The organism is Qipengyuania citrea (assembly GCF_009828015.1).
In the GTDB taxonomy this organism is placed as follows: Bacteria; Pseudomonadota; Alphaproteobacteria; order Sphingomonadales; family Sphingomonadaceae; genus Qipengyuania; species Qipengyuania citrea.
This window is the reverse complement of the sequence record NZ_WTYG01000001.1, coordinates 943627-967589: the sequence shown is the minus strand read 5'-3', so window position 1 is coordinate 967589 and position 23963 is coordinate 943627. Positions and strand designations below refer to the sequence as shown.

The window sequence follows — 23963 nt, the reverse complement described above, 5'->3', positions numbered from 1 at the left end:
GCGCATCGGTCACCGATGAAACTACCCCTCGATCACCTGCGTGTGCGGATGATGCTTGTCGAGGTGGCGTTTGACGATGCGCAGGTTCTTGGTGTTCGAGCGATAGACCACGTCGAATGCATCACCGATGATCGGCACGGCGCCGACCGCGCTGTCGATGCCGATATTGCCGATCATGCGCCACAGCTTCCACCGCGGCAGGCCGAGGTTCTTGGCTTCCCAGACGATGTAGCCCGCGAGCGCTGCCGTCACGATATCGCCGATGACGGGGACAAAGCCGATGATCGTATCGAGCCCGATCGGATATTTGGTCCCCGGTACGACAAGGCTGCGTTCGAGCAGGTGCTCCATCGCCTCGATACGCTTGCGGATCGACACCGGATCGGTGCCGGTCGGCAGTTCCATCCCCAGGGGACGCGGGCGGTCGCGATTGTCCATGGCAGGTTAGATGGGGGCCCGCGAGAGCGGGAACAAGGGATGGATGTTCCACGGGTTTTCGGCGAACGCTTCGATATCGGCGCGTACCAGCGACCAGCGGATCGGCGCGCCGAGCGGGATGTAGCGATTGATGGCCAGCAAGGCGGTTTCGGCCTCGTAGAGATAGGACGCCGCCTCGACCCCGTCGCGCGCGTCCAGCGCCAGCGATACGAGATAATCGGCATCCTCGCTACAGGCGCCCCGGCTTACCGCGCAGTTGAACTGGTTGAGGAACCAGCGCGGCGAGGCGTAGCGCGCCACGCGGTCGCGCAGCACGATATCGGCGGCGTCGGGTTCCGCCGCGCGCTGGGTCGACACGCCGATGGCGGCCAAGTTTTCGCTCAGCCCGTCAAACAGCAGGTCGGAGCCCGGCCCGCGCGGCAGATGGATACGCAGCTGGGGCCCTTCGCCGCTGTCGGCGCGCCACCGGGCGACGCGCTGGCGGGCCTCGGTCCGCCGCTGTTCCAGCGTCATCGCTTCCCAGCGTTCGGCGGGTGGCTGCGCAATCGTCGACAGCGCGACCGGGACGATCCGCGTCGATGCCGACCAGCCGCCGATATTGAACGGCTGCATCAGCGCCTCGCGATCGATCGCCATGGCCAGCGCTTCACGGTTGGCCGCGCTTCCCAGGAACCCCTCGGGGCGCCGGATCTCGAGACCGAACAGCCCGATTGCCGCATCGAGCCGCACATTGCCGCGCGACAACGGCCCGCTGTTGGCGAGCGGCAGCGAAGCCAGCCTTCCGCCGAGCACCAAGTCGAAGCGGGCCTGCGCGAAGCCTTCGGTCGCGTCCTCGGCATCGGTCGCATGGACCCGCAACACGCGAATGGTGTCTTCCCATCCGGGCTGCTCGGGCAGGCCGCGCAATTCGGGCGGCAACGGCGCCAACAGGCGCGAGCCGTCCTGCATGTCACCGCGCATGAGACCGACGGGTTGATCGCCGAATTCAATGCCCAGTTCCGGCTGGGCAAGCAATTGTAGGAAATCGGGCATCGGACTGGTCAGCCGGATTTCGATCACCCGCCCGGTCATCGCGCGGATATCGCGGATCTTGGCGAGATCGAGCCCGAGCGTGGTGCCCTGCAATTGTCGCACACGTCGCTGGAGCGCATCGCGCACCGCCTGCGCCGTCAGCCGATCGCCGCCCGCGAGGTCGAATTCGTTGATCCGGAAAATGTAACTTGCGCCGCCATCGGTGACGATCCAACGTTCGGCCACGCCCGGCACGACTTCGCCCCGCGGATCGAGCCGCACCAACCCGGTCGACAGCGCGCCGCGGACATGCTGGCCCGCATAGCCCAGCCGCACGCCCTGCGCTTCGAGTTCGGCAGGATCGGCAATGAAGGCGACATCCACCACGCCGTCGTCGCCGCCGGCGCTACAAGCGCCGAGCGCTGCGAACAGGAGTGCGAAAAGCCAAACGCGCATCATCGCCGGTTAGCAGGCTGCGCTTGCGGCGTCAGCCAGACAATTACAGTTTGCGCAGGCGGCGCTCTTCTTCGGAAAGCGGAGATGCGGCGGAGGTCGACCGCAGATAGGCGGGCGTATCGGTCTTGGTGCCCACCGGGGCACGCACGATCTTGGGGTCGATCTCGGTTTCGAAGGCGACTCCGAACCGGTCGTCCTGCGCCCAGGCGACATTGCCCTTGATCGTGCCGACATTGCGCAATTCGATGCCGACCCGGTCGCCGCGGGAAATCGCCATGCCGCCGGCTTCGGCCATCATCCCGCCAGCCGACAGATTGCGCACCTTGACGCGCACCGGTTCGGCCTGACCGTCGAGGGTCAGCTGCGCGAACAGAAACAGGCTGTCGCGACCAACATTGCGCGTATCGACCGAGGACATTGCTTGCGTCGTATCCCTAGATGCATTTCCCGGAACATCCACGATAGTCCCGGAACGGTCTGCACGCTAGGCTGGAGACCTAAAGAATCGGTTAGCGTGCGCTCAATCGTCGCGTGAGATCTTCTCGCGCCGTTCGTGCGCTTCCTGTGCTTCGACCGTCATGGTCGCCACCGGACGCGCGATCAGCCGCTTGAGGCCGATCGGATCACCGGTGACTTCGCACCAGCCATATTCGCCTTCGTCGATGCGCCGGAGCGCGGAATCGATCTTGGAGATGAGCTTGCGCTGGCGGTCGCGCGTGCGCAGTTCGATGCCCCAGTCGGTCTCGGACGAGGCACGGTCGTTGAGGTCGGGTTCGCGGATCGGACCGTCCTGGAGCGACTGCAACGTCTGCCCGGCCGCATCGTGGATCGATTTCTTCCACTCCAGCAACAATACGCGAAAGTACTGCTGCTGCCGCTCGTTCATGTATTCTTCGGTATCGTCGGGAACGTAGTCGTCACCCACCGCAGCGCGTGCCTTGGCCAGCTTCCCGTTCTCATTTGCCACAGAGGCCATTGAGGACCCTCTTACCTGGTCGATTTAGACATCGGAACATGCCGCCCTGTCGGCCCGGATTTTTCCGGCGCTCCGAATGACCCGCTCGGCGCGTGCCTATAGGCAAGCGCCTGCGGGCACACAAGCGCCAATCCCGCACATCACCGAAATGGGTCCCACAGGACCGAAAACACGCTGCCAGCACCCGCGCCGCCCGGGAAAGAATCGCGAATTAACCATTTCTTGACCATAATTTGGCCAATTCTATCGCGTCCGGCACCTGAGCCGGTCTTGTTGGGGGAATGACCATGCAGCTGACCAGTATCGAAGGCGGCGGTGGCGAGATCATCCAGAGTGAAGACGGTGCGGCGCTGATCGCCGAATATCTGACCGAGTACGAAGGCGGCGCGATCGGTGCGCTCTACAGCCTTGGGGTGGCATTCTCGGCCGGCAGCAGCGGCGTGGAATGCGATCTGATCGAGGCGCACAAGTGGTTCAACATCGCGGCATCCAAAGGGCATGAGGAAGCCAGCTGGTGCCGTGCCGATATCGCCGAGGAAATGACCGCGCGCGAGATTGCCGAAGCCCAGCGCCGCGCGCGCGAATGGCTGGCCGACAGCAGCCGCAAAGCCGCCTGAGCGCTAATCCTTCCTGAACGGGGTCCGCGTCGCCAGATAGTTGCGATCGGCTGCAACACCCGCGCGCTCGCGTTCGAGGAAATCCTCTACCGCGCTGCGGAAACCGGCATCGGCGAACCAGTGCGCGGAAACCGTTTCCACCGGTTCATACCCGCGGGCCAGCTTGTGCCCACCCTGCGCGCCGGCTTCGACCCGCGCCAGTCCCAGTTCGATCGCTGCCTCGATCGCCTGATAATAGCACAATTCGAAATGCAGGAAGCGGATGTCGCGCGTGCAGCCCCAGTAACGGCCGTACAGCGCATCACCGCCGATGAAATTGAGCGCACCCGCCACCGGCTCGCCGTCCTGCAGTGCCAGCACCAGCAGGATCTTCTCCCCCATCCGTTCGCCCAGCAGATCGAAGGCCGCGCGGGTCAGATAGGGCGTTCCCCATTTTCGCGCGCCGGTGTCCTGGTAGAACGCCCAGAACGCATCCCAGTGTTGGGGCCGGATATCGCCGCCGCGCAGGTGGATGATGTCGACCTCTGCCTGCGCGGCGGCGCGCTCCTTGCGCAGGTCCTTGCGCTTGCGTGAGGCGAGCGTGGCGAGGAAATCGTCGAACCGGGCGAACCCGCGGTTGTGCCAGTGGAACTGGATATCGCTGCGCAGCATCCATCCGGCCTCTTCGAACAGCGGATGCTGCGATGGTTCGATGAAGGTCGCATGCGCCGAAGAAAAACCGTTCTGGAGGCACAATTGTCCGGCAGCAGCCAGCAGCGGCGCAGCGAGCGCCTCATCCGAGAGGAGCAGCCGCGGGCCGGTAGCAGGCGTGAACGGGGCGGCGATCTGTAGCTTTGGATAATAGCTGCCCCCTGCCCTTTCATAGGCATCGGCCCAGCTATGATCGAAGACGTATTCGCCTTGGCTGTGCCCCTTCAGATAGGCGGGCATGGCGGCCAGCAGCGGGCCGTCCTGCGTACTGATAACCAGCGGTGCGGGCTGCCAGCCGGTGCCGGGACCGACGCTACCCGAATCTTCCAGCGCAGTGAGGAATTCATGGCTAACGAAGGGGTTGTCCGCTCCCGCCAGGGCGTTCCATTCGGCGCGCTCGAAAGCGCCGACCGAACCACTGACGCGGGCGGCCAGGTCGCCAGGCGTGCCAGCCTCGCTCATGCCACCCCCTCGCCCTCGGCGATCGGCGCATCGGCATGCAACGCCGCGATTTCGCGTAGCGTGGGTGTATCGACCGTCCAGGTCAGCACCGGCAGGCCGGCATCGCGCAACGCGGCGACCATCGGACTGGGCAGAGCCGCGACATGGTAGGCGATGAATTCGGGCCGCGCCGCCCGCACCACGAGCCGCCGCTGCCAGCCCTTTTGCGTCTGCCCCTTCTCGTCCTCGCGCATGACGAGGCCCTGCACCGTCTGCGGCGCATGCCGGCGGAACCAGCGCGAAACCCGTGGGTCGAAGCTCATCACCGCATGCGGCCCCGAATAGCCCGCGAGCGCATCGCGCACGGCTTCGCAGCTTTGCGCCACATCGTAGCGCCGGCGCGACTTGATCTCGATCAGCAGCGGCACCTGACCATCGACCAGCGCGAGCAGATCGTCGAGCCGGGCAAGCTTGTGTTCGGTATCGAGGAAGGCCAGCTGCGCCAGCTCTTCGGCCGAATATCCCGCCGTCGGACCGCTGACCCCGGTCAGCCGGTCGAGTTCCCAGTCGTGCATCAGGATTGCCGCATGGTCCTGGCTGCGCTGGATATCGCATTCGATACCCATTCCCCGCTCCATCGCTCCGGCAAAGGCGGCGAGCGAGTTCTCCGGCACGCCGTCGCTGTGGAGCCCGCGGTGGGCGTAGCTCCAGTCGCGCAGCCACCCGACCCGTGCCGGATCGGGTGAAGGCGCCAGATGACGATCAAGCCTTGAGAGCAACGATCGCATCGACCTCTACCGCGGCATTCAGCGGGAGCGCAGGCACGCCCACCGCGCTGCGCGCATGTTTGCCCGGATCACCGAACACTTCGTACATCAGGTCGGACGCGCCGTTGATGACCTTGGGCTGGTCGTAGAAGTCGGGCGTGCAGGCGACGAAGCCGCCGAGCTTGACGAAATGCGCCACCCGCTCGATCAGCCCGGCGGCCTCGAGCTGCGCCAAGATCATCAATCCGCAGGCCCGCGCGGCTTGCTGGCCCTGCTCTAGCGTGACGCCCTCGCCCAACTTGCCGGTGACCAGTTCGCCATCGACGAAGGGCAGCTGGCCCGAAACAAAGGCAGTATGGCCATCGACCACCACCGGCTGGTAGCTGGCGACGGGGGCAGCGGCATGCGGAAGCGCGATGCCTCTCGCGCGGAGACGGTCGTGGATGCTCATGCGGGTTCCTTCTCGATTTCGCCCATCAGCCACGGCAGCGCTTCGTCCCAGCTATCGATGCGGGCGTCGGCGTGGCCGGCGGTATGCGCGCAATCGATATGCGGGGCGAGCAGCGGTTCGCCGCACAGATGGAGCGTGGTGATGTTCGCACCCGCCGGGCCAAGCGTTTCGCGGGCCGAGCGGTGATGCTGCGCCAGATCGTCGATGAAAACTGCCTTGCTCGGCCGGTATTCATCGAGGATCGCCTGCAGCGCGGGACCCTTGGGGCCCTGGTTGGTGAACACGCGAGCGTCGAGCCCGTGGTCGATCAGCTGCGCCCGGCGCATTTCCTGGCGCTTGTCGACGAGATTGGTGAGGATCACGACATCGGCGTGTTCGCGCAGCGCGGCGATCCCTTCGATCGCGCCGGGGATCGGCGTCTGGCGATGCATTTCGGTATCGAAGAAGCCGCCCAGCTTGCGCCAGATTTCCTCGGGCGCGAGGATCTCGCCGCTGTCCTGCCAGCGCAGCGCCTGGGCGAAATCGTTGCCTTCCATACGGAATTCGACGCCCTGCGTTTCGGCCAGCCAGTCGCGGAAGGGCGCGACCATGTAGAGCAGCACTTCATCGCAGTCGGATATGATCAGTGGGCGGGTCATCTGGACAGCTCCCTGGCCGCAGCGACCAGCGTTTCGGGGGTGGTGTCCAGCGCGTCGGCGGCAAGGACGAGATCGGGTTCGTGATTGGCTAGAAATTCGAGCACTGCAGCCTGAACGCCGCGATCGGTCAGCCCGTTCCGCAATCGCTCGGGCGTGAGGCCGGTCAGCGACAGCAGGCGCTCGGCCCGCTTGTCGTCGGCCAGCGCCCAGCCGAGCGCTTCGAGCGCCAGCACCTCGGGCGGCCGCATTTCGCCATTCGTCGGTTCGCGAATAATTGTCAGCGCTCCCGCTTTTGCATAAGGTCCATGCGCATTCGCATGGAGTCCGCGCCAAGTGGCAAAGAGAATCCTCGTTGTCGAGGACAACGACCTCAATCGTAAGCTGTTCTGTGACGTCCTGAAGGCGAACGGACATGAAGTCGTGCCCGTGGCCGATGGCCGCAACGTGGTGGCGACCGCGCAGCGCTTCGTTCCCGATCTGGTGATCATGGACATCCAGCTGCCGCATGTCAGCGGGATCGACCTGATCGGGCAGCTCAAAGCCGATCCCGCGCTGGCCGGCGTGCCGGTGCTGGCGGTGACCGCTTATGCCGGCAAGGGCGACGAGGAGCGGATCCGCGATGCGGGCGCGGCGGACTATCTCGCCAAGCCGGTGTCGATCGGGCCGTTCATGGCGGCGGTGAAAGCGCTGCTGCCCGACTAGCCATGCTTGACAAGCGGCCGTCATAACCGCTTTGCCGGCTGCCACCCCCCGCCCGCACCCGTGCGGGCCGCAACGCGATAGAGAACTGGACCCGATATGGACCGCACCGCCGTCGACGCCAAAATCCGCGAACTGGCCGAGCCTTTCAACAAGAAGGGCGTCGAGATCACCGAGGGCACCACTTTCGCCAACGATCTGGAATTCGACAGTCTGACGGTGATGGACTTCGTTGCCGAGATCGAGGACGAATTCGACATCATTATCTCGATGAACCAGCAAGCCGAGATCGAGACCTACGGCCAGCTCGTCGATGCGGTCACCAAGCTGCAGGCCGCCTGATGAGCCGCGGCATCTCGCAATCCGACCAGCCGATCGAGCGCAGCGGCGACGGCACCGACCTGTTCTCGAAGTTCGACGACATCATCGCGCTGCGCGAGGGCCTGCTCGCGAGCGGGCAGGAAGACCCCTTCAGCCTGGTGATGGAAAAGGTCCTCTCGCCGACCCGCGCGATCTGCAACGGCCGCGAGACGATCCTGCTCGGCACCTACAATTACATGGGCATGACCTTCGATCCCGACGTGATCGAGGCGGGCAAGCAGGCGCTGACCGACTTCGGCAGCGGGACCACCGGCAGCCGCGTGCTCAACGGGACCTACCAGGGTCACAAGGAGTGCGAAGACGCGCTGCGCGAATTCTACGGCATGGATCACGCCATGGTCTTCTCGACCGGCTACCAGGCCAATCTCGGGATCATCTCGACCATCGCGGGCAAGGGTGACTACATCATCCTCGACATCGACAGCCACGCCAGCATCTGGGACGGCTGCGCGATGGGCAATGCCGAGGTCGTGCCGTTCAAGCACAACGACATCGAGGCGATGGAAAAGCGGCTCAAGCGCATTCCCGAAGGCGCGGGCAAGCTGGTCATCCTTGAAGGCGTCTATTCGATGCTGGGCGATGTCGCCCCGCTCAAGGAAATGGTCGCGATCGCGAAGCGGCACGGCGCGATGGTGCTGGTCGACGAAGCGCATTCGATGGGCTTCATCGGCGAGAACGGCCGCGGCGTGGTCGAACAGGCCGGCGTGATGGACGATGTCGATTTCATCATCGGCACCTTTTCGAAGAGCGTCGGGACGGTGGGCGGGTTCTGCGTCTCCAACCACCCCAAGTTCGAGATCATGCGGCTGGTCTGCCGCCCCTATGTCTTCACTGCCAGCCTGCCGCCGAGCGTGGTGGCGACCGCGGCGACCAGCATCCGCAAGCTGATGCACGGGTCGAACAAGCGCGCGCATCTGTGGGAAAATTCGAAGACGCTGCACAAGGGGCTCAAGGATCTCGGCTTCGCGCTCGGCACCGACGAACCGCAGAGCGCGATCATCGCGGTGATCATGCCCGATCTGGAACAGGGCGCGGCAATGTGGGAGGCGCTGATCAAGGGCGGCCTCTACGTCAATCTCGCCCGCCCGCCCGCAACCCCGGCCAACATGACGCTGCTGCGCTGTTCGCTCTGCGCCGAGCACAGCGAGAGCGAAGTGGCGCAGATCCTGTCGATCTTCGAGGCCGCGGGCAAGCAGGTCGGGATCATCTGATCCGGAACGAAGTGCCGGGATGGGGCGTCCCATGGTGGAAAAGGAGATTCCACCATGAAGACGACCAATTCAGGCAGCGCCCGCTATGACGGGCTGGGCAAGGACGGCAAGGGCCATGTCAGCACGCAATCCGGCGCGCTGAAGGACCAGCCCTATGGCTTCCAGACCCGGTTCGAGGATGGCGCGGGCACCAATCCCGAAGAGCTGATCGCTGCGGCGCATGCCAGCTGCTTCACCATGGCGCTGTCGTTCAAGCTGGCCGAGGCCGGCCACAGCGACGGATCGGTCGAAACCGACGCCGAGGTGACGCTGGAAAAAGTGGATGACGGCTTCGTCGTCACCCGCTCGGCGCTGTCGACGCGCGGCAAGGTGCCCGGGCTGGACCAGGCGAAGTTCGAGGAACTGGCCGCTGACGCCAAGGCCAATTGCCCGATCTCGAAACTGCTCGACGCCGAGATCACGCTGGAAACCAGCTTCGCGAACTGAGCGACAGCGATAGCGGCGCGGGCGGCCAGGCGCTGCCCGCGCTTGGCCGCTGCGGCAATCAGCCCCGCGGCGCGCGGTCTTCGAGCGGCGCGGGGTTGGCGCACGGCCCGCCCGCATCATCCTCGCCGCCGCCGAGCTGGGTCAGCACCAGCACGCCGCCGACCACCAGCACCACGAAGACCGTGGTCACCGTGCCGAGATATTTGTCGATCACCCGCTTGATCGGCGCGCCGAAGACGCGGAACAGGATGCCCACGGTCATGAAGATCAGCGCGCGGGCGAACAGGCTGGACAGCACGAAAGTGACGAGGTTCATGCCGACGAAGCCGGCAGTGATCGTCAGCAGCTTGAAGGGCACCGGCGTGGCGCCGGCAATCAGGATCGCTTCGAAATCATATTCGCGCAAATGGCAGGCCGCGACCGGGAACGCTTCGGTCAGGCCCAGCGCGCCGATCAGCCAGACGCCGACCGTGTCGTAGAGCCCCCAGCCGATCGCATAGCCGAGCAGCGCGCCCGCGACGGATGCCAGCGTGGCGACCAGCGCGAACTTCACCGCCTTCTTCGGTTCGGCCAGGCACATCAGCCCGAGCAGCGGATGCGGCGGGATCGGGAAGAAGCTGGATTCGACGAAGCAGAAGAACGCCAGCCAGCCCACCGCATGCGGGTGCGAAGCCTTGTCCATCGTCCAGTCGTACAGCCCGCGCAGCGGTTTCATGATCATGATCTGGGAAATTCCCTCGCATCCCGTGGTGCGCCGGGATTAGGCGAGCCGCCGAGTGTAGGCAAGCACGACCATAGAACCTATTTGGTTCTTTTTGATTGACATCGTCACGCTCTTTGGGTACATAAAGCGAACATCGCGATAGTGTGATTCACCGGCCCACGGGCCGTAGCGGGCGGCCTTCTCACCGGGGCCGCCCTTCGTCGTTTCACGCTGCGCATCATCGGGAGGATCGCATGAAACGTTCGCCGCCTGCGGACCGGCACGCCTGGGAAGACGCGTTCATCGCGGGCTTGCGCGCATATGGCATGGCCAGCCGCGCGGCGCAGGCGGCCGGGGTCAGTGACAGCACACCCTATGCCCGGCGCAAGCGCAGCGCGGCATTCCGCCAGCGCTGGGACCAGACGCTGGCCGATTACCGCGCCCGCCGGCCGGCCAAGCTGCGCAACCGCGCGGACAAGCCCGCCCCGCGCCAGTGGCAGCGCACCTTTCTCGAAGCGCTGTCCGAGACATCGAATGTGTCGGCTTCGGCCAAGCGGGCGCATGTTCCGCCGCGCGAGGCCTATCGCCTGCGCCGCTGCGACAGCGATTTCGCTGACGCATGGCGCGCCGCGCTGTTCGAAGGCTACGCCAATCTGGAGATGGAAGTGCTCGGCTATCTGCGCGACCCGGCCCCGAAGCACCGGATGGATGTGGCCTCCGCGCTGCGGCTGCTTGCCGCGCACAAGGACACGATCGCCGGCGAGCGCGCCACGCGCGCCAATGTCAGCGCGGCCGAGGTGCGCGCCTCGATCGAACGCAAGGTGGAGATTTTCCGCCGCCAGATCGCCAACCGCCGCGAGCCTGACGCTGATGAACACTGAACCCACCCGCCCGGGCTTGTTCGCGCGGGCCCGCAGCGCAGCACGCGACGCCTTCGTGGCCGGGCTCGACCAGGCCGAACGCAATGAATGGCCCTATGACTTCCGCAACACGGCGCATGACGGGCAATTGCCGCCCGAGTGCGACTGGCGGATCTGGCTGATGATGGCCGGTCGCGGCTTCGGCAAGACGCGTGCGGGTGCCGAATGGGTTCGCGATATCGCCGAGACGAACCGCGATGCACGGGTCGCACTGGTCGCTGCATCGCTGGGGGAGGCGCGCGCGGTAATGGTCGAGGGCGACAGCGGGATCCTCGCCTGTTCGCCGCCCGACCGGCGCCCTGCCTACGAACCCTCGCTGCGCCGGCTGCGCTGGGCCAATGGCGCGCAGGCGACGCTGTTTTCCGCCGCCGAACCCGAAAGCCTGCGCGGTCCGCAGCACAGCCATGCGTGGTGCGACGAGCTGGCAAAGTGGAGCAACGCCCGCCGCCGCGCGATTTCGGCGTGGGACAATCTGCAGCTCGGGCTCAGGCTGGGTCCGAACCAGCAAGTGCTTGCCACCACGACACCGCGTGCGGTTCCGCTGGTACGCCGCCTGCTCGCCAGCGAGGGGCTGGCCGTCACGCGCGGCGCCACGCACGACAACCGGGGCAATCTGCCCGACAGCTTCCTGACCGCAATGGAACGCGAATTCGGCCATAGCCAGTTGGCCCGGCAGGAGCTGCATGGCGAATTGCTCGAGGATATTGCCGGCGCGCTATGGACCCGCGCGCTGATCGAGGCCTGCCGCGCGGACGGTTCGGCCGATCCCGCGCTGCGCGTGGTGGTCGGGGTCGATCCGCCCGCCAGCGACCGCGGCGACGAATGCGGGATCGTGGTCTGCGCGCTGGGTACAAGCGGCATCGCGCAGGTGCTGGCGGATTGCTCGGTCGCGAAGGCCAGCCCCGAACGCTGGGCGCGCGCGGTGGCCGAGGCTGCGCGCGGCTGGAATGCCGACCGCGTGGTGGCCGAGGCCAACCAGGGCGGGCAGATGGTCGCCAGCGTGCTGCGCGCCGCCGATATCGCGCTGCCGCTCAAGCTGGTGCACGCCTCCAGAGGCAAGGCGGCCCGCGCCGAACCCGTCGCCGCGCTCTACGAAGCGGGCCGGGTGCGGCATGCGGGAATGTTCGCGCAGCTCGAGGACCAGCTGTGCGGATTGATGACGGGCGGCGGTTATGAAGGTCCCGGCACCAGCCCCGACCGCGCCGACGCGCTGGTTTGGGCACTGAGCGAGTTGATGCTGGGTCGGCGTCAGGAGCCGCGGGTGTGGCAGATATGAGAATCAGCACTGGCCCGGATCAAGTCCGGGCCGACGAGGTTTGGGGTATGCTCTTCTTACCGTCGTCCCGGACTTGATCCGGGACTGGTGCTTTTCTTGCTCAATGAATCTGGTCGTAAAGATCTTGCCAATCCGGGTTGGCTTTCTCGATCAGCGCGAATTTCCACTCGCGCCGCCAACGCTTCAAGCGCTTTTCATGCGCGATGCAGTCATCGATTGCATCGCCGCGTTCGGCCCAGACCAGACGCGTCAGACCGCGCCGCGAGCAATAATCGGAACCTGTTCCTTCACGGTGCTGGGTGACGCGCGCGGCGAGTGAACTCGTCACGCCGACGTAAAGCGCGCCGCGATAGCGATCAGCCATGATGTAGACCCAGCCGCCGAGTGGTTCGCGATCCATGTAGCCATTCAAGAAGGCAGCACCGGCCCGGGTCAAGCCCGGGCCGACGAATAGAAGAACAGGTTCCTGAATTCCCGTTACCCCGGCCCCCGGTCCGGGCCCGTGCTTCCCACCGACATTTCAGCTGGAGAAATCCATGTCCTTCCTCACCAGTCTCGTCTCCGCCTTCAAGGGCGGGGGCGGATCGCGCGTGCCGGTTGCGCGCGGCTTCATCAGCCCCTGGGCGACCGCTTTCGATGGCGGGCCGCTGGGGCGCAGTCCCTTCGATTACTCCCGTGAGGTGGCCGAGGCCTATCTCGCCAATCCGGTCGCGCAGCGCAGCGTGCGGATCGTCGCCGAAGGGGTCGGCAGCGCACCGGTCGCCTGCGATGATGCGCGGCTGGCGAAACTGCTCGCCAAATCCTGCGGTTCGCAGCCGCTGCTCGAAGTGCTCGCCGCGCAGCTGGCGCTGCATGGCAATGCCTATGTCCAGCTGATCAAGGACGGCGCGGGCGTGCCGGTCGAGCTGTATCCGCTGCGCCCCGAACGCGTGCAGGTGGTGGCGGGCGAGGATGGCTGGCCGACCGCCTATCGCTATGTGCTCGCCGATCGCACGCTGACGATCGCGCTGGAGGACGAGCACGGCTGGCCCAACATCATCCACCTGCGCGGCTTCCACCCGACCGACGACCATTACGGCGCGGGCTGCCTCGCCGCTGCCGCGCCCGCCGTGGCGGTGCACAATGCGGCGAGCGAATGGAACCGAGCGCTGCTCGCCAATGCGGCGCGGCCCAGCGGCGCGCTGGTCTATGACGGTGAAGACGGCGGCGCGCTGAGCGCCGAACAGTTCGAGCGGCTGAAGAGCGAATTGCAAAACGCCTTCCAGGGGCATGGCAATGCGGGGCGGCCGATGCTGCTCGAGGGCGGGCTCGACTGGAAGGCGATGAGCCTCAGCCCCGCCGATATGGATTTCGCTGCGCTCAAGGCCGCGGCCGCGCGCGACATCGCGCTGGCCTTCGGCGTGCCGCCGATGCTGCTCGGCGTGCCGGGCGACAACACCTATGCCAATTACCGCGAGGCCAACCGCGCGCTGTGGCGCCTTACGCTGCTGCCGCTGGCGGGCAAGATCCTCGCCGGGCTGCACGCCGGGCTGGCCGACTGGTTCGCCGAGGCACCGCAGATCGATGTCGACCGCGTCCCCGCGCTGGCCGAGGATCGCGAGAAGCTGTGGGCGCAGGTCAGCGGCGCCGATTTCCTGAGCGACGCGGAGAAGCGCGCAATGCTCGGCCTGTCCCCAATGGAGATGTCCGCATGACCAGGGAAGACATGCTCGCGCGGCTGATCGCGCAAGCGCGCACCGAGGGGGGCGAGCTGATCACCTTGCGCGCGGTGGTCGAGGAAGCGAGCGAACTGGGCGCGAGCCGCGTGCTCGACCGGCTCGGCCTCGCCGACCCTGGCGCGCAGGACGACCTGGACGAACTGCGCGAACTGCTCTCGGCCTGGCGCGATGCCAAGGCGAGCGCATGGAAGGCGGCCATCGAGTGGCTGGTGCGCGGGGTGCTCGCACTGCTGCTGGTCGGCATCGCGGTGCGGCTGGGCGCCGCGGACATGCTCTCGTGAGCCTGCGGATCGCGGGCTATGCCGCCTTGTTCGACCTACCCGATGGCGCACGCGACACGATCCGCCGCGGTGCTTTCACACGCACCCTCCACGAGCGCCATGACCCCTACCCGCTCTACTGGCAGCACCGCAGCGACCGGCGCATCGGCTGGGTCGAAACCGCAGGCGAGGATGCGCGCGGACTGCGGATCGTCGCGCAGATCGACCAGCCGCAGGGCCGCGCCGCCACGCTGCTGCGAACGCGCGCGGTCAGCGGGCTCAGCTTCGGCTACCGCGCGCGGCGCTTTCGCCAGACGCCGGGCGGCCGCGAGCTGGCCGAGATCGACCTGTTCGAGGTCAGCGTGGTCACCCATCCGCTGCAGCACGCCGCCCGCATCCATTTCACCGCCTGACAGGCTCCGCAACCGAACACCCACTCGCCGCCTCCGGGCGGCTTTTTTGTGCCCCGAAGAAAGAGGATTTTCCATGGACACCACCACCCCTGCCCCCGCCTCCGCCACCGACCCCGCCGAAGCCAGCTTCGATATCGTCGCCCGCCAGGACCAGGCCGAAGCCGACATTGCCGCACTGCGCAGCGATGTCGACGAAGTGAAGGCGCGGGTCGACAAGATCGGCCGTGCCGCCGCGCGCCCGGCGCTCGGCACCCCCGCAGCCGCTGCCCCCGAGGTGAAGGGGTTCGTCGACGGCTATCTGCGCCGCGGCGCAGTGCAAGAACTCAAGTCGATCAGCGGCACCGTCCCCGCCGATGGCGGCTATGCGGTGCCGCGGCAGATCGATGCGGCGATCGCCCGCGAACTGACTGCGATCAGCCCGATCCGCGCAATCGCGCAGGTCGTGCAGACGGGCAGCGCGGGCTATCGCAAGCTGGTGACCACCGGCGGCACCGCCAGCGGCTGGGTCAGCGAAACCGCCGCACGGCCCGAGACCGACACGCCCGAATTTGCCGAGATCGCGCCGCCCACGGGCGAACTCTATGCCAACCCGGCGGCCAGCCAGGCGATGCTCGACGATGCCGGCTTCGATCTGGAGAACTGGCTCGCCAGCGAGATCGCGCTGGAATTCGCCCGCGCCGAGGGGGCCGCTTTCGTTGGCGGTTCGGGCACCAACCAGCCCCGGGGCTTCCTCGCCGCCCCCACCGCGACCACGGCGGATGACGCGCGCGCCTTCGGAACGCTGCAATATCTGGGCTCGGGCGCGGCCGACGGGCTGGGCAGCGCAGCAGATACGCGGCTGATCGATCTGGTCCACACGCTCAAGGCGGGCCACCGGCAGGGGGCGAGCTTCGTGATGAATTCGGCGACGCTGGCCGAGGTGCGCAAGCTCAAGACCTCCGACGGCGCCTTCGTCTGGCAGCCGGGGCTGGTCGAGGGCCAGCCCGACCGCCTGCTCGGCTATCCGGTGGTCGAGGCCGAAGACATGCCCGATATCGGCGCGGGCACTTTCCCGATCGCCTTCGGCAATTTCCGCCACGGCTATCTGATCGCCGAACGCAGCGCGACGCAGGTCCTGCGCGATCCCTTCACCAACAAGCCCTTCGTCCACTTCTACGCCACCAAGCGCGTCGGCGGCCAGGTGCTCGATGGCAATGCGATCAAGCTGCTGAAGATCGAAGACTAGCAGCTGGCAGGCGGGGCTTTCCCCTGGCCCCGCCTGCCTTTCGTTTTCCCGCAAGGCTTCCACCCGACGCCAGAGAAGGACCCCCCATGCCGACAGACCCGTCCGGCCAGCCGCTGGCCGAGCTCAAGCAGTGGCTGGCAATCAGCACCGCGGGCGAGGATGCGCTGCTGCTCCGCCTGCTCGAAAGCGCGTGGCAAGTGTGCCTGCAGTTCACCGGCAGCGAGGCGGCGGAATGGGCCGAGCTCGACCCCGCGCTGCGCCATGGCATCGTGCGCTTCGCCGCGCATCAGTATCGCGAGCGGGACGAAGGCCCGGCCGAGCGGTTGCCGAGCGCGATCGCCGCGCTGTGGCGCCCCTATCGCATGGTGCGGCTGTGAGCTTTGCCGCGCTGGCGCAGCGCCTGACCGAACGCGCCTCCCTGCTTGCGGCCGCGCGCGCCGAAGCGCGTCTCCATTCCCGCCGCGGTATTGGCGGTCAATGGCACCGCGCCCGGCTGCTCTGGCCGCTGTTCGGAGGGGGGGAGCGCTAGATGGAAATCCCCTTTCGCGCCGCGCTCATGGCCTGGCTCCGCGCCGATCCGATCCTTGCCGACATGCTCAATTCAATCGAGGAGGACGGCCCCGTCGCCGCCAGCCCGCCCCATCTCGCGCTGGTCGCCAGCGCCGGCACCGACTGGTCGACCAAGACCGCGCGGGGCCGCGAAATCCGCCTCGCGCTAGAGCTCGCGGGGCGCGGCGACGATCCCGCGCAGACCGCCGTCCTCGCGCAGCGGGTGGAACAGCGCATCGCCACGCTGGCCCCGCAGCAGGCGGGGTATCGGATCGTCGTCACCCAGTTCCTGCGCAGCCGCGTCGAACGCCGCCGCCGCGGCCTGCGCGCGGTGCTGCTCGAATATCGCTTCACGCTCATCGAAACGGAGTAACCCGACATGACAGCCCAGAAAGGTGCCGCCTTCCTCCTCAAGACCGGCGATGGCGGATCGCCGCCGACTTACGAGACCGTAGCCGGACTGCGGACCACGCAGATGACCATCAATGGCGACACGGTCGTCGTCACGCACAAGGAAAGCGGCGGCTGGCGCGAATTGCTGTCGGGCGCGGGCACGCGTTCGGTCTCGGTATCCGCTGCGGGGATATTCCTCGGCTCCGAGGCGGAGGAGGCGATCCGCGCGCATGCGTTCGCGGGCACACTCGACGAATATGAGCTGAGTTTCGAGGACGGTGCGAAAATACGTGGCCGCTTCCTGGTCCAGCGACTCGATTACGCGGGCGATTTCAACGGCGAGCGCACCTATGCGCTGCAGCTCGAAAGCTCGGGCGCGGTGCTGCCCGCATGAGCGGCGAAACCGCGCCCCGCGGCGCCAATCCGGCCCGCGGCGAAACCGTGGTCACGATCGCCGGCCAGCCTCGCCTGCTGCGTCCCAGTTTCGATGCGCTGGTCCGCGCGGAAGAGGAACTGGGTCCGTTGCTGGCGCTGGTCGAACGCGCCGGGGAGGGACAATTGCGGCTGGCCGAGATCGCCGGGCTGTTCTGGTACTGCCTCGCCGACCCGGCTGGCCTCACGCGCGAACAGGTGGGGCAGGCGGTGCTGGAACAGGGTCTGGCCCAGACCGCCGGACCGCTGCGCGCGTTGCTGACCGAGGTCCTGAAAGGATCGGGATGAGCGACCGCTTCGCCCCGGCCGCGCTGCGCTGGGCCGCCCTGGCGGCAGGCCGGCTGGGCTGGACGCCGGGCATCTTCTGGACCGCCACCCCGTCCGAACTGCGGGCCTGCCTGCCGGTCGCAGAGTGTGCCCCCACCCCGCCCACGCCTGCGGAAATCGCCGCGCTTGTCGAAAGGGATGCCCATGGATGACGAACTCGATGAACTGATCGTGGCGGTGCGCGCGGATACGCAGGCATTCGCCGCCGATATGCGCACCATGCGCGGCACTTTCGACACCACTCTGGTCGATGGCTTCGAGCAGGCCGGCCGCGTGCTCGAGCGCGGCCTGCTCGCCGCGATCCGCAAGGGCAGCCTGGGGTTCGAGGACCTGCAGCGCATGGCGAATGCCGCGCTCGACCAGATTGCCGCGCAGGCGCTCCAGCTCGGTCTGGAGAACCTCTTCGCCGCGCCAGCCGGGTCCGGGATCGGCCATGCGCTCGGCGGGGCGGTCGGCGCGCTGCTGGGCCTCCCCGGCCGCGCGACCGGCGGCCTCGTCGCGCCCGAGCGCCCCTATCTGGTGGGCGAGCGCGGCCCGGAGGTCTTCGTCCCCACGAGCGCGGGCCGGGTCGAGCCCGGATCCGGACCGGGCGCGCCCCGCTCCGACGTCCGCGTGGCCATCACGCTGGCGACGCCGCGGGGCACCGATGGCCCCGTCGCGCTGCAGCGCTCGTCGCGGCAAGTCGCCAGCGCGGTGCGCCGCGCCCTCGCCCGGTAACCCTGCCACAATGGCACGAAGGAGAAACGCCATGAGCTTCTGGCTCGCCCGCGAACGGCGCGGGCAACAGGGCGACCACATCCAGCGGTTCGACCCGCGGTTCTGGACCGTCAACTTCCCCCGCCCGATGATGGCCAGCGTCGTCACCACCGCGCCCGACGCGCTGCGCGTCGACTGCAGTTTCTATCACGCAGGCGAACTCGCCGGGCTGATCTGGGACAGCGAGGACCGGCTGGACCATCCGCTGCTCGCCTATGCCACGCAGCGCGATTATGCGCATGCGGTGCTGCGCTTCCGCTGGCGCAGCGGCGGAGTGCTGGCGCTCGACGTCCCGCACGGGCCGACGCTGACGATCGAGGGACGCGACGCCGCAGGCGAGGCACGGGCCTGGTATGTGCGGCTGTGGAACTATGCGCAGGGTTCCCCCACTGACGCGCTGATCGAACTGCCCTTTTCGGCGTTGCAATCGGGATACGGCCTGCCCGGCGAACCGATCCATCCCGGCGATATCGACCGCATGTTCATCAGCCTCGTGCCGCAAGGCTATGTGGAAGGGAGCGCCGAAAGGCTGCCCGAGCGGGTCGATGGCTGGGCGGAAATGAGCGCGATCGCCTGCGAGGGCGAACATGCGGCGCTGGAAATCGGCGACATACTTATCCCGGCGCATGGCGAGCAGATGGCCACTGCCTATGACGACAGCTTCAACCAGACGCCCGCACGGCTGCTGCGCAATATCGAGGGGCTCGGCTACCGCGGGCGGATCGTCCACTATGTCGGGATGAGCCATTATTTCCGGCTCGAACCGCTGGGAAACAGCCATTACATCAGCCTCGCCGGGGGAGTGCTCAACGGCCCGTGCGAAGCATGGCACCGCGCCTATGCCGCAGCCGCGCGTGACCACGGTTTCGACCTCATCTGGTCGCTGTCCTACGAATTGTTCGACGCGCATTGCTGGAACGACTGGAAGCAGCGCGCGCCCGACGGTTCGCCAGCGCTGACCGGTTGGGTTCCGCCCTCCACGCTGCTGTCGCCCGCGCATGCCGGGGCGATGGGCTATCTGCAGCAGGTGGCCCGCGCCTTCGTCGCGATCGCGCGCGATGCCGGGATGGCCGTGCTGTTCCAGATCGGCGAACCGTGGTGGTGGACCGTGCCCGAGACCGGGGCACCATGCCTTTACGACGCCAGCGCCAGGGCGATGCTGGGGGGCGACCCGGTCGCCATTCCCACGCTGCGCGCACCGCTCGACGCGGCGCAGCGCGCGCTGCTCGACGCGGCGGGGCAGGTGCTGGCCGCATCGACCCGTGCGCTGGCCGATGCGGTGCGCGATGCCGCGCAGGGCAGTGCCGAAATCCTGCTGCTGACCTTCACCCCGACCGTCCTCGATCCCGCGACGCCCGAGGCGTGGCGCGCCAACATGCCGGTGGGGTGGCGCGCGCCTGCCTTCGACCGCCTGCAACTGGAAGATTACGACTGGCTCACCGCCGGGGCCGAAGCCGCACGGACGCAGGCCTATGCCTTCGTCGATCGCCATCTCGGCTATCCCGCCAGCGCGACCGATTACCTCGCCGGCTTCGTGCTCGCGCCCGAAGACGACGAGACCTTCTGGCCGCGGATCGATGCCGCGCTCGACGAGGCGCGACAGCGCGGCGTGACCCAGCGCTTCGTCTGGGCGCTGCCGCAGATCGTGCGTGACGGATACACCCGCCTGCCACCCGGAGACGACCCCATGACCCCCTTCGACGATGTCGCCTATCCGCTGGCCCTCGGCCGCGATGCGGCGGCCAGCCCCGAATTCTCGACCGGCGTGGCCGTGACCGCCTCGGGCTACGAACATCGCAATGCGCTGTGGTCCGATGCCCGCATGCGCTACGATGTCGGGCCGGGCATCCGTTCGGAAGAAGAGCTTGGCACGCTGCTCGCCTTCTTCCGCGCCCGCTATGGCCCTGCACGCGGCTTTCGCCTGCGCGACCCGTTCGATTTCAGCTCGCACGGCATGACCGATGCGCCCGAGGCGAGCGACCAGCTGCTCGGCACGGGCGATGGCACGACCAGCCGCTTTCGCCTGGTCAAGGCTTACGGCGATCAGCAGCGGATCATCACGCGGCCGGATGCTGGCACGGTCCGCGTCGCCGTCTCGGGCAATCCCGTGTCCGCGTGGCAGCTTGCCGCAGGCGGGTGGATCGTGTTCCACGCCGCGCCGCCCCCCGGGGCTACCGTGACCGCGGGCTTCCTGTTCGATGTGCCCGTCCGTTTCGCCGAAGACCGCCTGGATATCACGGGCCTGTCCTTTGCCGCGGGCGAAGCGCCTTCGGTGCCGCTGGTCGAAATCCGCGAGGCGGCATGAGCAGGACCTTCTTCTCGGGCGCGCTCGACACCGCGGCGCATTGGTGGCGGGTGTTCCGCAGCGACGGGATCACGCTGGGCTTCACCACCCATGATCGCGACCTGTGGTTCGGCGGGATCCGCCACCGCGCAGCGCCCGGCATGGTGCCATCCGCCATCCGCCTCACCGCCGGTTTCGAGGACGACCCGAGCGACATCGCAGGCGCGCTCAGCCATGACGCGGTCCGCGAGGAGGATTTGGCCAGCGGCCGCTACGACGCGGCCCGGATCGAAACCGGCGTGGTCGACTGGCAGACGGGCGAGACCATGACGCTCTATGCCGGCTCGATCGCCGCCGTCACGCGCGAGGCGGGGGAATTTCGCGGCGAACTGGTGTCGGACAAGGCGCGGCTGGCGGCGGACACCGTGCCGCTGACCAGCCCGTCGTGCCGCGCGCGTTTCTGCGGGCCCGGTTGCGCTCTCAACCCGCAGTTCTACGAACGGCGGGTGCGGCTCGTGTCGGCCGATCCCGACAGCCGCACGGTGACGATCGCAGACGCGCCCAGCGCGCTTTACCTGCATGGCGAACTGCGCTGGCTCGGCGGGCCTGCGACCGGCCTCACTGCGCGGATCATCGGTGTTGACGGGAACGCGCTGATACTGTCCGAACCGGTCGCCCAAGGCACTGCGCCGGGCATGCGCGTCCGGCTGCGCGAAGGCTGCGACAAGACCATCGCCACCTGCAGCGCGCGCTTCGGCAATGCGCTCAATTTCCAGGGTGAACCCTTCCTCCCCGGCAACGACATGCTGGCGCAATATCCGGTGCCCCGGTGATGCCGGCTCCCGAGGATTTCGCCCGCGCAGCGGAGGCGCTCGCCGGTGCGCGCTTCCGGTTGCACGGCCGCGACCGCAGCACCGGGCTGGACTGTGTCGGGCTCGTCGGCCTCGCGCTCGCCGATATCGGCGTGCCGGTGCAGTTTCCCGCGGGCTATCGCCTGCGCAACGCCGCGATCACCGGGTGGTGTGACCTCGCCCCCGCCAATGGCCTGCAGCCGGCGACGGGCCCCATTCGCCGCGGCGATGTCCTGCTGACGCAGCCGGGCCCGGCGCAGCACCATCTGCTGGTCGCGCTGGGCGCCGACCGGTTCGTTCACGCCCATGCCGGGCTCGGCCGCGTGGTCATCCAGCCGCAACCCCATTGCGAGCCGCCGCTGGCGCAGTGGCGCCTCGCCCTCGAGCAGGAGCATTTATGGCAACGCTAGTCCTCGGTACCATCGGCACGCTGGTCGGCGGACCGCTGGGCGGTGCAATCGGATCGGTCCTCGGCCGCGGGCTCGACGCGGCCATCATCGGCTCCCCGGCGCGCGAAGGTCCGCGGCTGAACGATCTTGCGGTCAGCACGTCTAGCTACGGGCAGCCACTCGCCGCGCTTTACGGACGCGTCCGCACGCCCGGGACGGTAATCTGGGCGACCGACCTGAATGAACAGCGCGAGACCAGCGGCGGCGGCAAGGGCCGGCCGAAGACCACGGCGTACAGCTACACCGTCTCACTGGCAGTGGCACTCTCCAGCCGCCCGATCGACCGCGTCGGCCGGATCTGGGCGGACGGCAACCTGCTGCGCGGCGCAGCCGGCGATCTCAAGACCGGCGGGAGCCTGCGCGTCCATACCGGCCACCGCGACCAGCGCCCCGACCCGTTGATGGCTGCCGCCATTGGCGCACAGTGTTCCGCGCATCGCGGCTGTGCCTATGCCGTGTTCGAGGATCTGGCTCTCGAGGACTTCGGCAATCGGATCCCCGCGCTCAGCTTCGAGGTGTTCGCCGGTTCTGCAGCGGGCCTGGTGAGCGCCATCGCCGGGCAAAGCGGTTTCGAACAGCGCGGAACGGAGTTCGCCGAGCTCGAAGGCTTCCTGCATGATGGCGGTAGCGCTGCGGCGCTGCTCGAGCTGGTCGCACGGCTGCGGCCGCTGGCGGTTCGGACGGCATCCGGGCAGCCGGTCGTCACCGGCGCCGACCGGCTCCCTGAAACCGTCCCGACGCTTCCTCCTGCGACCGCCTGGCAGGCCGGCGAGTTCGCCCCGGCGAGCGGCGCTGCGCTTGCGCGCAAGCCTGCCGGTGATGGGGTGGGCGCGCTGCGCTATTACGATCCCTCGCGCGGCTACCAGCCCGGGCTCCAGCGCGTAGAAGGGGTTACAGCTTCCGCACGGCGCCGCGTCCTGGAGTTTCCCGGTGTGCTGTCGGCTGGCAATGCGAAAGCCCTGCTTGCAGAGGCTGCAGCACGCACACGGCAGGCCGGCGAAACTATCGCCTGGCGGATGGCCCAACTCGATCCAGCCATCGGGCCCGGTGTGATCGTGCGCGTACCGGGTCATGCGGGACTGTGGCAGATCACCAGCTGGGAATGGCGCGAAGGCGGGATCGAGCTCGTCCTTGCACGGTTCGTCGCCCGGGCCTCCACCGACACGAGCGCCGATGGCGGGGTCGCCTGGTCGCCGGCCGACCGCCTCGCCGCCGAAACCCGTCTGCGTGTCTTCGAACTTCCGTGGGACGGCCACGGCGCCAGCGAAACCATCCATCGCTTCGCGGCGGTCAGTGCGCCAGCGGGCCGGTGGGCGGGAGCGGCCCTGTACCGTGTAGAGGGCGAAACGCTCGTCCCTCTGTCGCACAGCGGGCCGGTGCGCGCCATCGGCGGCACGCTGACCGCTCCCCTCGGGTCCAGTCCAGGGCTGCGTTTCGAGCCCCGCGCGGCGCTGCGTATCGCACTCGATGATGAAGAGGCCGTGCTCGAACCCGCGACTGCGAATGCGATCGCGCGCGGGGCCAATCGCCTGCTGGTCGGGGATGAAATCCTCCAGTTCGCGCGGAGCGATCCCGAGGGAAGCGGCGTCTGGCGGCTGTCCGGACTGTTGCGCGGCCGCGGCGGCACCGAACACGAAGCGCTGTCGGGGCACGCAAACGGCGCCCGTGTCACACTGCTCGATAATCGCCTGGTGGAACTCCCCGCCGATTTGGCGCCCGGTCAGGGCGATCGGTTCGCAGCGATCGGTGCCGGGGACGACCAGCCGGTGGTGGCACAGCTCGAAAACCCCGGCCGGTCACGCCGCCCCCTCTTCCCGGTCCATCCGCGACAGAGCAGGGATGCCAATGGCGGGCTTGTCCTGCAATGGACGCGGCGCGCACGAGGCGGATGGAACTGGCTCGACGAAGTCGAGCAACCATTGGTTGAACAAAGCGAGCAGTATGAAATCGGTCTGGGCGACCCCGCAGCCCCTATCAGGGTATGGACAACCACCGAGGCGCGGTTCCTGCTGACTCCGCCCAAGATGGGCGCACTCGTCGCAGATTTTCCGGGCGGATCGCTATGGGTCCGCCAGCAAGGGAGCTTCGCGGCCTCTGCACCGCTGCGCCTCTTCACCCTACCGTTCATCCCATGACAGGAGATCG

32 protein-coding genes are annotated in these 23963 nt (G+C 67.7%); 21 read left to right on the top strand and 11 right to left on the bottom strand.

Translation table 11 applies throughout. The features are described from left to right. Nucleotides 1-21: 21 nt before the first annotated feature. The 4 genes from GRI55_RS04625 to dksA all read right to left on the bottom strand — a co-directional run bounded on the left by GRI55_RS04625 (nucleotide 22) and on the right by dksA (nucleotide 2881). Nucleotides 22-438, bottom strand: a complete 417-nt coding sequence (locus GRI55_RS04625; RefSeq protein ID WP_050600478.1) for a DUF4112 domain-containing protein — start codon at nucleotides 436-438, stop codon at nucleotides 22-24. A gap of 6 nt (nucleotides 439-444) precedes the next feature. Beyond that, the gene (locus GRI55_RS04620; RefSeq protein WP_063505019.1) at nucleotides 445-1905 is read right to left on the bottom strand and encodes an ABC transporter substrate-binding protein; all 1461 of its coding nucleotides are present in this window, start codon (nucleotides 1903-1905) and stop codon (nucleotides 445-447) included. 43 nt (nucleotides 1906-1948) lie between these two features. Then, a complete protein-coding gene (locus GRI55_RS04615) occupies nucleotides 1949-2323 on the bottom strand; it encodes a PilZ domain-containing protein (protein ID WP_160766326.1) in 375 nt (124 codons plus the stop codon). Nucleotides 2324-2425: 102 nt separating this feature from the next. Further along, nucleotides 2426-2881, bottom strand: a complete 456-nt coding sequence (gene dksA / locus GRI55_RS04610; protein WP_050600480.1) for an RNA polymerase-binding protein DksA — start codon at nucleotides 2879-2881, stop codon at nucleotides 2426-2428. 287 nt (nucleotides 2882-3168) lie between these two features. Here dksA and GRI55_RS04605 point away from each other — a divergent pair, with 287 nt between their 5' ends. Continuing rightward, nucleotides 3169-3498 (top strand): SEL1-like repeat protein, encoded by a 330-nt coding sequence (locus tag GRI55_RS04605; protein ID WP_050600506.1) that lies wholly within the window; start codon nucleotides 3169-3171, stop codon nucleotides 3496-3498. A gap of 3 nt (nucleotides 3499-3501) precedes the next feature. On the opposite strand, the gene GRI55_RS04600 is transcribed toward GRI55_RS04605, so the two are convergent. From GRI55_RS04600 to GRI55_RS04580, 5 genes are read right to left on the bottom strand one after another with little or no spacing between them, the layout of a single operon-like run. Then, nucleotides 3502-4650 carry a GNAT family N-acetyltransferase gene (locus GRI55_RS04600; protein ID WP_160766325.1) on the bottom strand — a complete coding sequence of 383 codons (1149 nt, stop codon included), beginning with the start codon at nucleotides 4648-4650 and terminating at the stop codon, nucleotides 3502-3504. Beyond that, the gene (locus GRI55_RS04595) at nucleotides 4647-5417 is read right to left on the bottom strand and encodes a glycerophosphodiester phosphodiesterase family protein (protein ID WP_160766324.1); all 771 of its coding nucleotides are present in this window, start codon (nucleotides 5415-5417) and stop codon (nucleotides 4647-4649) included. The genes GRI55_RS04600 and GRI55_RS04595 overlap by 4 nt, the downstream gene beginning before the upstream one ends. Beyond that, entirely contained in the window at nucleotides 5392-5847 is a 456-nt protein-coding gene (locus GRI55_RS04590) for a RidA family protein (RefSeq protein ID WP_063505015.1), read from the bottom strand. Before GRI55_RS04590 ends, GRI55_RS04595 begins: the two co-directional genes overlap by 26 nt. Then, a complete protein-coding gene (locus GRI55_RS04585) occupies nucleotides 5844-6485 on the bottom strand; it encodes an HAD family hydrolase (RefSeq protein WP_063505014.1) in 642 nt (213 codons plus the stop codon). Before GRI55_RS04585 ends, GRI55_RS04590 begins: the two co-directional genes overlap by 4 nt. Further along, a complete protein-coding gene (locus tag GRI55_RS04580; protein WP_063506332.1) occupies nucleotides 6482-6733 on the bottom strand; it encodes a DUF3572 family protein in 252 nt (83 codons plus the stop codon). Before GRI55_RS04580 ends, GRI55_RS04585 begins: the two co-directional genes overlap by 4 nt. 85 nt (nucleotides 6734-6818) lie before the next feature. On the opposite strand from GRI55_RS04580, the gene GRI55_RS04575 reads away from it, so the two are divergent. From GRI55_RS04575 to GRI55_RS04560, 4 genes are all read left to right on the top strand, one after another. Then, nucleotides 6819-7187 (top strand): response regulator, encoded by a 369-nt coding sequence (locus tag GRI55_RS04575; protein WP_160766323.1) that lies wholly within the window; start codon nucleotides 6819-6821, stop codon nucleotides 7185-7187. A gap of 96 nt (nucleotides 7188-7283) precedes the next feature. Next, entirely contained in the window at nucleotides 7284-7526 is a 243-nt protein-coding gene (locus tag GRI55_RS04570; protein ID WP_050600487.1) for an acyl carrier protein, read from the top strand. Beyond that, nucleotides 7526-8776, top strand: a complete 1251-nt coding sequence (gene spt, locus GRI55_RS04565) for a serine palmitoyltransferase (RefSeq protein WP_050600488.1) — start codon at nucleotides 7526-7528, stop codon at nucleotides 8774-8776. The genes GRI55_RS04570 and spt overlap by 1 nt, the downstream gene beginning before the upstream one ends. A 54-nt stretch (nucleotides 8777-8830) precedes the next feature. After that, a complete protein-coding gene (locus GRI55_RS04560; RefSeq protein WP_160766322.1) occupies nucleotides 8831-9262 on the top strand; it encodes an OsmC family protein in 432 nt (143 codons plus the stop codon). A gap of 58 nt (nucleotides 9263-9320) precedes the next feature. Here GRI55_RS04560 and GRI55_RS04555 read toward each other — a convergent pair whose 3' ends face one another. Then, a complete protein-coding gene (locus GRI55_RS04555) occupies nucleotides 9321-9983 on the bottom strand; it encodes a YqaA family protein (RefSeq protein ID WP_063505721.1) in 663 nt (220 codons plus the stop codon). Between the two features lie 236 nt (nucleotides 9984-10219). Here GRI55_RS04555 and GRI55_RS04550 point away from each other — a divergent pair, with 236 nt between their 5' ends. Together GRI55_RS04550 and GRI55_RS04545 are read left to right on the top strand one after the other, a co-directional pair. Then, complete coding sequence (locus GRI55_RS04550) at nucleotides 10220-10846, top strand: hypothetical protein (RefSeq protein WP_237452393.1); 627 nt, start codon at nucleotides 10220-10222, stop codon at nucleotides 10844-10846. Next, complete coding sequence (locus GRI55_RS04545) at nucleotides 10836-12161, top strand: DNA-packaging protein (protein ID WP_160766321.1); 1326 nt, start codon at nucleotides 10836-10838, stop codon at nucleotides 12159-12161. Before GRI55_RS04550 ends, GRI55_RS04545 begins: the two co-directional genes overlap by 11 nt. A 100-nt stretch (nucleotides 12162-12261) precedes the next feature. On the opposite strand, the gene GRI55_RS04540 is transcribed toward GRI55_RS04545, so the two are convergent. After that, nucleotides 12262-12561, bottom strand: a complete 300-nt coding sequence (locus tag GRI55_RS04540; RefSeq protein ID WP_160766485.1) for a GIY-YIG nuclease family protein — start codon at nucleotides 12559-12561, stop codon at nucleotides 12262-12264. Between the two features lie 136 nt (nucleotides 12562-12697). Between GRI55_RS04540 and GRI55_RS04535 the strand changes: the two genes are divergently transcribed. From GRI55_RS04535 to GRI55_RS04470, 14 genes are all read left to right on the top strand, one after another. Beyond that, complete coding sequence (locus GRI55_RS04535) at nucleotides 12698-13855, top strand: phage portal protein (RefSeq protein WP_160766320.1); 1158 nt, start codon at nucleotides 12698-12700, stop codon at nucleotides 13853-13855. Then, entirely contained in the window at nucleotides 13852-14160 is a 309-nt protein-coding gene (locus GRI55_RS04530) for a DUF6127 family protein (RefSeq protein WP_160766319.1), read from the top strand. The genes GRI55_RS04535 and GRI55_RS04530 overlap by 4 nt, the downstream gene beginning before the upstream one ends. A 2-nt stretch (nucleotides 14161-14162) precedes the next feature. Then, nucleotides 14163-14552 (top strand): HK97 family phage prohead protease, encoded by a 390-nt coding sequence (locus tag GRI55_RS04525; RefSeq protein ID WP_237452430.1) that lies wholly within the window; start codon nucleotides 14163-14165, stop codon nucleotides 14550-14552. A gap of 73 nt (nucleotides 14553-14625) precedes the next feature. Next, nucleotides 14626-15777, top strand: coding sequence for a phage major capsid protein (locus tag GRI55_RS04520; RefSeq protein ID WP_160766317.1), 1152 nt, complete (start codon nucleotides 14626-14628; stop codon nucleotides 15775-15777). 86 nt (nucleotides 15778-15863) lie between these two features. Next, nucleotides 15864-16154 carry a head-tail connector protein gene (locus tag GRI55_RS04515; protein WP_160766316.1) on the top strand — a complete coding sequence of 97 codons (291 nt, stop codon included), beginning with the start codon at nucleotides 15864-15866 and terminating at the stop codon, nucleotides 16152-16154. A gap of 152 nt (nucleotides 16155-16306) precedes the next feature. Then, nucleotides 16307-16699, top strand: a complete 393-nt coding sequence (gp17, locus tag GRI55_RS04510) for a tail completion protein gp17 (RefSeq protein WP_160766315.1) — start codon at nucleotides 16307-16309, stop codon at nucleotides 16697-16699. 6 nt (nucleotides 16700-16705) lie between these two features. Further along, nucleotides 16706-17113, top strand: a complete 408-nt coding sequence (locus GRI55_RS04505) for a phage major tail protein, TP901-1 family (RefSeq protein WP_160766314.1) — start codon at nucleotides 16706-16708, stop codon at nucleotides 17111-17113. Then, entirely contained in the window at nucleotides 17110-17439 is a 330-nt protein-coding gene (locus tag GRI55_RS04500; protein ID WP_160766313.1) for a gene transfer agent family protein, read from the top strand. Before GRI55_RS04505 ends, GRI55_RS04500 begins: the two co-directional genes overlap by 4 nt. Beyond that, nucleotides 17436-17630 (top strand): phage tail assembly chaperone, encoded by a 195-nt coding sequence (locus GRI55_RS04495; protein WP_160766312.1) that lies wholly within the window; start codon nucleotides 17436-17438, stop codon nucleotides 17628-17630. Before GRI55_RS04500 ends, GRI55_RS04495 begins: the two co-directional genes overlap by 4 nt. After that, complete coding sequence (locus GRI55_RS04490; RefSeq protein WP_331251263.1) at nucleotides 17617-18195, top strand: tail tape measure protein; 579 nt, start codon at nucleotides 17617-17619, stop codon at nucleotides 18193-18195. The genes GRI55_RS04495 and GRI55_RS04490 overlap by 14 nt, the downstream gene beginning before the upstream one ends. Before the next feature lie 31 nt (nucleotides 18196-18226). After that, nucleotides 18227-20539, top strand: coding sequence for a DUF2460 domain-containing protein (locus tag GRI55_RS04485; protein WP_160766311.1), 2313 nt, complete (start codon nucleotides 18227-18229; stop codon nucleotides 20537-20539). Beyond that, complete coding sequence (locus GRI55_RS04480) at nucleotides 20536-21351, top strand: DUF2163 domain-containing protein (protein ID WP_160766310.1); 816 nt, start codon at nucleotides 20536-20538, stop codon at nucleotides 21349-21351. Before GRI55_RS04485 ends, GRI55_RS04480 begins: the two co-directional genes overlap by 4 nt. Next, nucleotides 21351-21779: an NlpC/P60 family protein gene (locus GRI55_RS04475; protein WP_160766309.1), complete on the top strand. Its 429-nt coding sequence runs from the start codon at nucleotides 21351-21353 to the stop codon at nucleotides 21777-21779. The genes GRI55_RS04480 and GRI55_RS04475 overlap by 1 nt, the downstream gene beginning before the upstream one ends. Then, nucleotides 21767-23953, top strand: coding sequence for a GTA baseplate fiber-binding domain-containing protein (locus tag GRI55_RS04470; protein WP_160766308.1), 2187 nt, complete (start codon nucleotides 21767-21769; stop codon nucleotides 23951-23953). The genes GRI55_RS04475 and GRI55_RS04470 overlap by 13 nt, the downstream gene beginning before the upstream one ends. Nucleotides 23954-23963: the final 10 nt, after the last annotated feature.

Excerpts from the sequence above, each read along its gene's own strand:
- GRI55_RS04475 (WP_160766309.1), top strand. The coding sequence starts at position 21,351 with ATGCCGGCTCCCGAGGATTTCGCCCGCGCAGCGGAGGCGCTCGCCGGT.
- GRI55_RS04535 (WP_160766320.1), top strand. The coding sequence starts at position 12,698 with ATGTCCTTCCTCACCAGTCTCGTCTCCGCCTTCAAGGGCGGGGGCGGA.
- GRI55_RS04615 (WP_160766326.1), bottom strand. The coding sequence starts at position 2,323 with ATGTCCTCGGTCGATACGCGCAATGTTGGTCGCGACAGCCTGTTTCTG.
- GRI55_RS04570 (WP_050600487.1), top strand. The coding sequence starts at position 7,284 with ATGGACCGCACCGCCGTCGACGCCAAAATCCGCGAACTGGCCGAGCCT.
- GRI55_RS04620 (WP_063505019.1), bottom strand. The coding sequence starts at position 1,905 with ATGCGCGTTTGGCTTTTCGCACTCCTGTTCGCAGCGCTCGGCGCTTGT.
- GRI55_RS04495 (WP_160766312.1), top strand. The coding sequence starts at position 17,436 with ATGAGCGACCGCTTCGCCCCGGCCGCGCTGCGCTGGGCCGCCCTGGCG.
- GRI55_RS04470 (WP_160766308.1), top strand. The coding sequence starts at position 21,767 with ATGGCAACGCTAGTCCTCGGTACCATCGGCACGCTGGTCGGCGGACCG.
- GRI55_RS04485 (WP_160766311.1), top strand. The coding sequence starts at position 18,227 with ATGAGCTTCTGGCTCGCCCGCGAACGGCGCGGGCAACAGGGCGACCAC.
- GRI55_RS04540 (WP_160766485.1), bottom strand. The coding sequence starts at position 12,561 with ATGGATCGCGAACCACTCGGCGGCTGGGTCTACATCATGGCTGATCGC.
- gp17 (WP_160766315.1), top strand. The coding sequence starts at position 16,307 with ATGGAAATCCCCTTTCGCGCCGCGCTCATGGCCTGGCTCCGCGCCGAT.
- GRI55_RS04515 (WP_160766316.1), top strand. The coding sequence starts at position 15,864 with ATGCCGACAGACCCGTCCGGCCAGCCGCTGGCCGAGCTCAAGCAGTGG.
- GRI55_RS04490 (WP_331251263.1), top strand. The coding sequence starts at position 17,617 with ATGCCCATGGATGACGAACTCGATGAACTGATCGTGGCGGTGCGCGCG.
- GRI55_RS04585 (WP_063505014.1), bottom strand. The coding sequence starts at position 6,485 with ATGACCCGCCCACTGATCATATCCGACTGCGATGAAGTGCTGCTCTAC.
- GRI55_RS04550 (WP_237452393.1), top strand. The coding sequence starts at position 10,220 with ATGAAACGTTCGCCGCCTGCGGACCGGCACGCCTGGGAAGACGCGTTC.
- GRI55_RS04600 (WP_160766325.1), bottom strand. The coding sequence starts at position 4,650 with ATGAGCGAGGCTGGCACGCCTGGCGACCTGGCCGCCCGCGTCAGTGGT.
- spt (WP_050600488.1), top strand. The coding sequence starts at position 7,526 with ATGAGCCGCGGCATCTCGCAATCCGACCAGCCGATCGAGCGCAGCGGC.
- GRI55_RS04505 (WP_160766314.1), top strand. The coding sequence starts at position 16,706 with ATGACAGCCCAGAAAGGTGCCGCCTTCCTCCTCAAGACCGGCGATGGC.
- GRI55_RS04625 (WP_050600478.1), bottom strand. The coding sequence starts at position 438 with ATGGACAATCGCGACCGCCCGCGTCCCCTGGGGATGGAACTGCCGACC.
- GRI55_RS04520 (WP_160766317.1), top strand. The coding sequence starts at position 14,626 with ATGGACACCACCACCCCTGCCCCCGCCTCCGCCACCGACCCCGCCGAA.
- GRI55_RS04590 (WP_063505015.1), bottom strand. The coding sequence starts at position 5,847 with ATGAGCATCCACGACCGTCTCCGCGCGAGAGGCATCGCGCTTCCGCAT.
- GRI55_RS04555 (WP_063505721.1), bottom strand. The coding sequence starts at position 9,983 with ATGATCATGAAACCGCTGCGCGGGCTGTACGACTGGACGATGGACAAG.
- dksA (WP_050600480.1), bottom strand. The coding sequence starts at position 2,881 with ATGGCCTCTGTGGCAAATGAGAACGGGAAGCTGGCCAAGGCACGCGCT.
- GRI55_RS04605 (WP_050600506.1), top strand. The coding sequence starts at position 3,169 with ATGCAGCTGACCAGTATCGAAGGCGGCGGTGGCGAGATCATCCAGAGT.
- GRI55_RS04500 (WP_160766313.1), top strand. The coding sequence starts at position 17,110 with ATGAGCGGCGAAACCGCGCCCCGCGGCGCCAATCCGGCCCGCGGCGAA.
- GRI55_RS04545 (WP_160766321.1), top strand. The coding sequence starts at position 10,836 with ATGAACACTGAACCCACCCGCCCGGGCTTGTTCGCGCGGGCCCGCAGC.
- GRI55_RS04580 (WP_063506332.1), bottom strand. The coding sequence starts at position 6,733 with ATGCGGCCGCCCGAGGTGCTGGCGCTCGAAGCGCTCGGCTGGGCGCTG.
- GRI55_RS04530 (WP_160766319.1), top strand. The coding sequence starts at position 13,852 with ATGACCAGGGAAGACATGCTCGCGCGGCTGATCGCGCAAGCGCGCACC.
- GRI55_RS04560 (WP_160766322.1), top strand. The coding sequence starts at position 8,831 with ATGAAGACGACCAATTCAGGCAGCGCCCGCTATGACGGGCTGGGCAAG.
- GRI55_RS04480 (WP_160766310.1), top strand. The coding sequence starts at position 20,536 with ATGAGCAGGACCTTCTTCTCGGGCGCGCTCGACACCGCGGCGCATTGG.
- GRI55_RS04595 (WP_160766324.1), bottom strand. The coding sequence starts at position 5,417 with ATGCGATCGTTGCTCTCAAGGCTTGATCGTCATCTGGCGCCTTCACCC.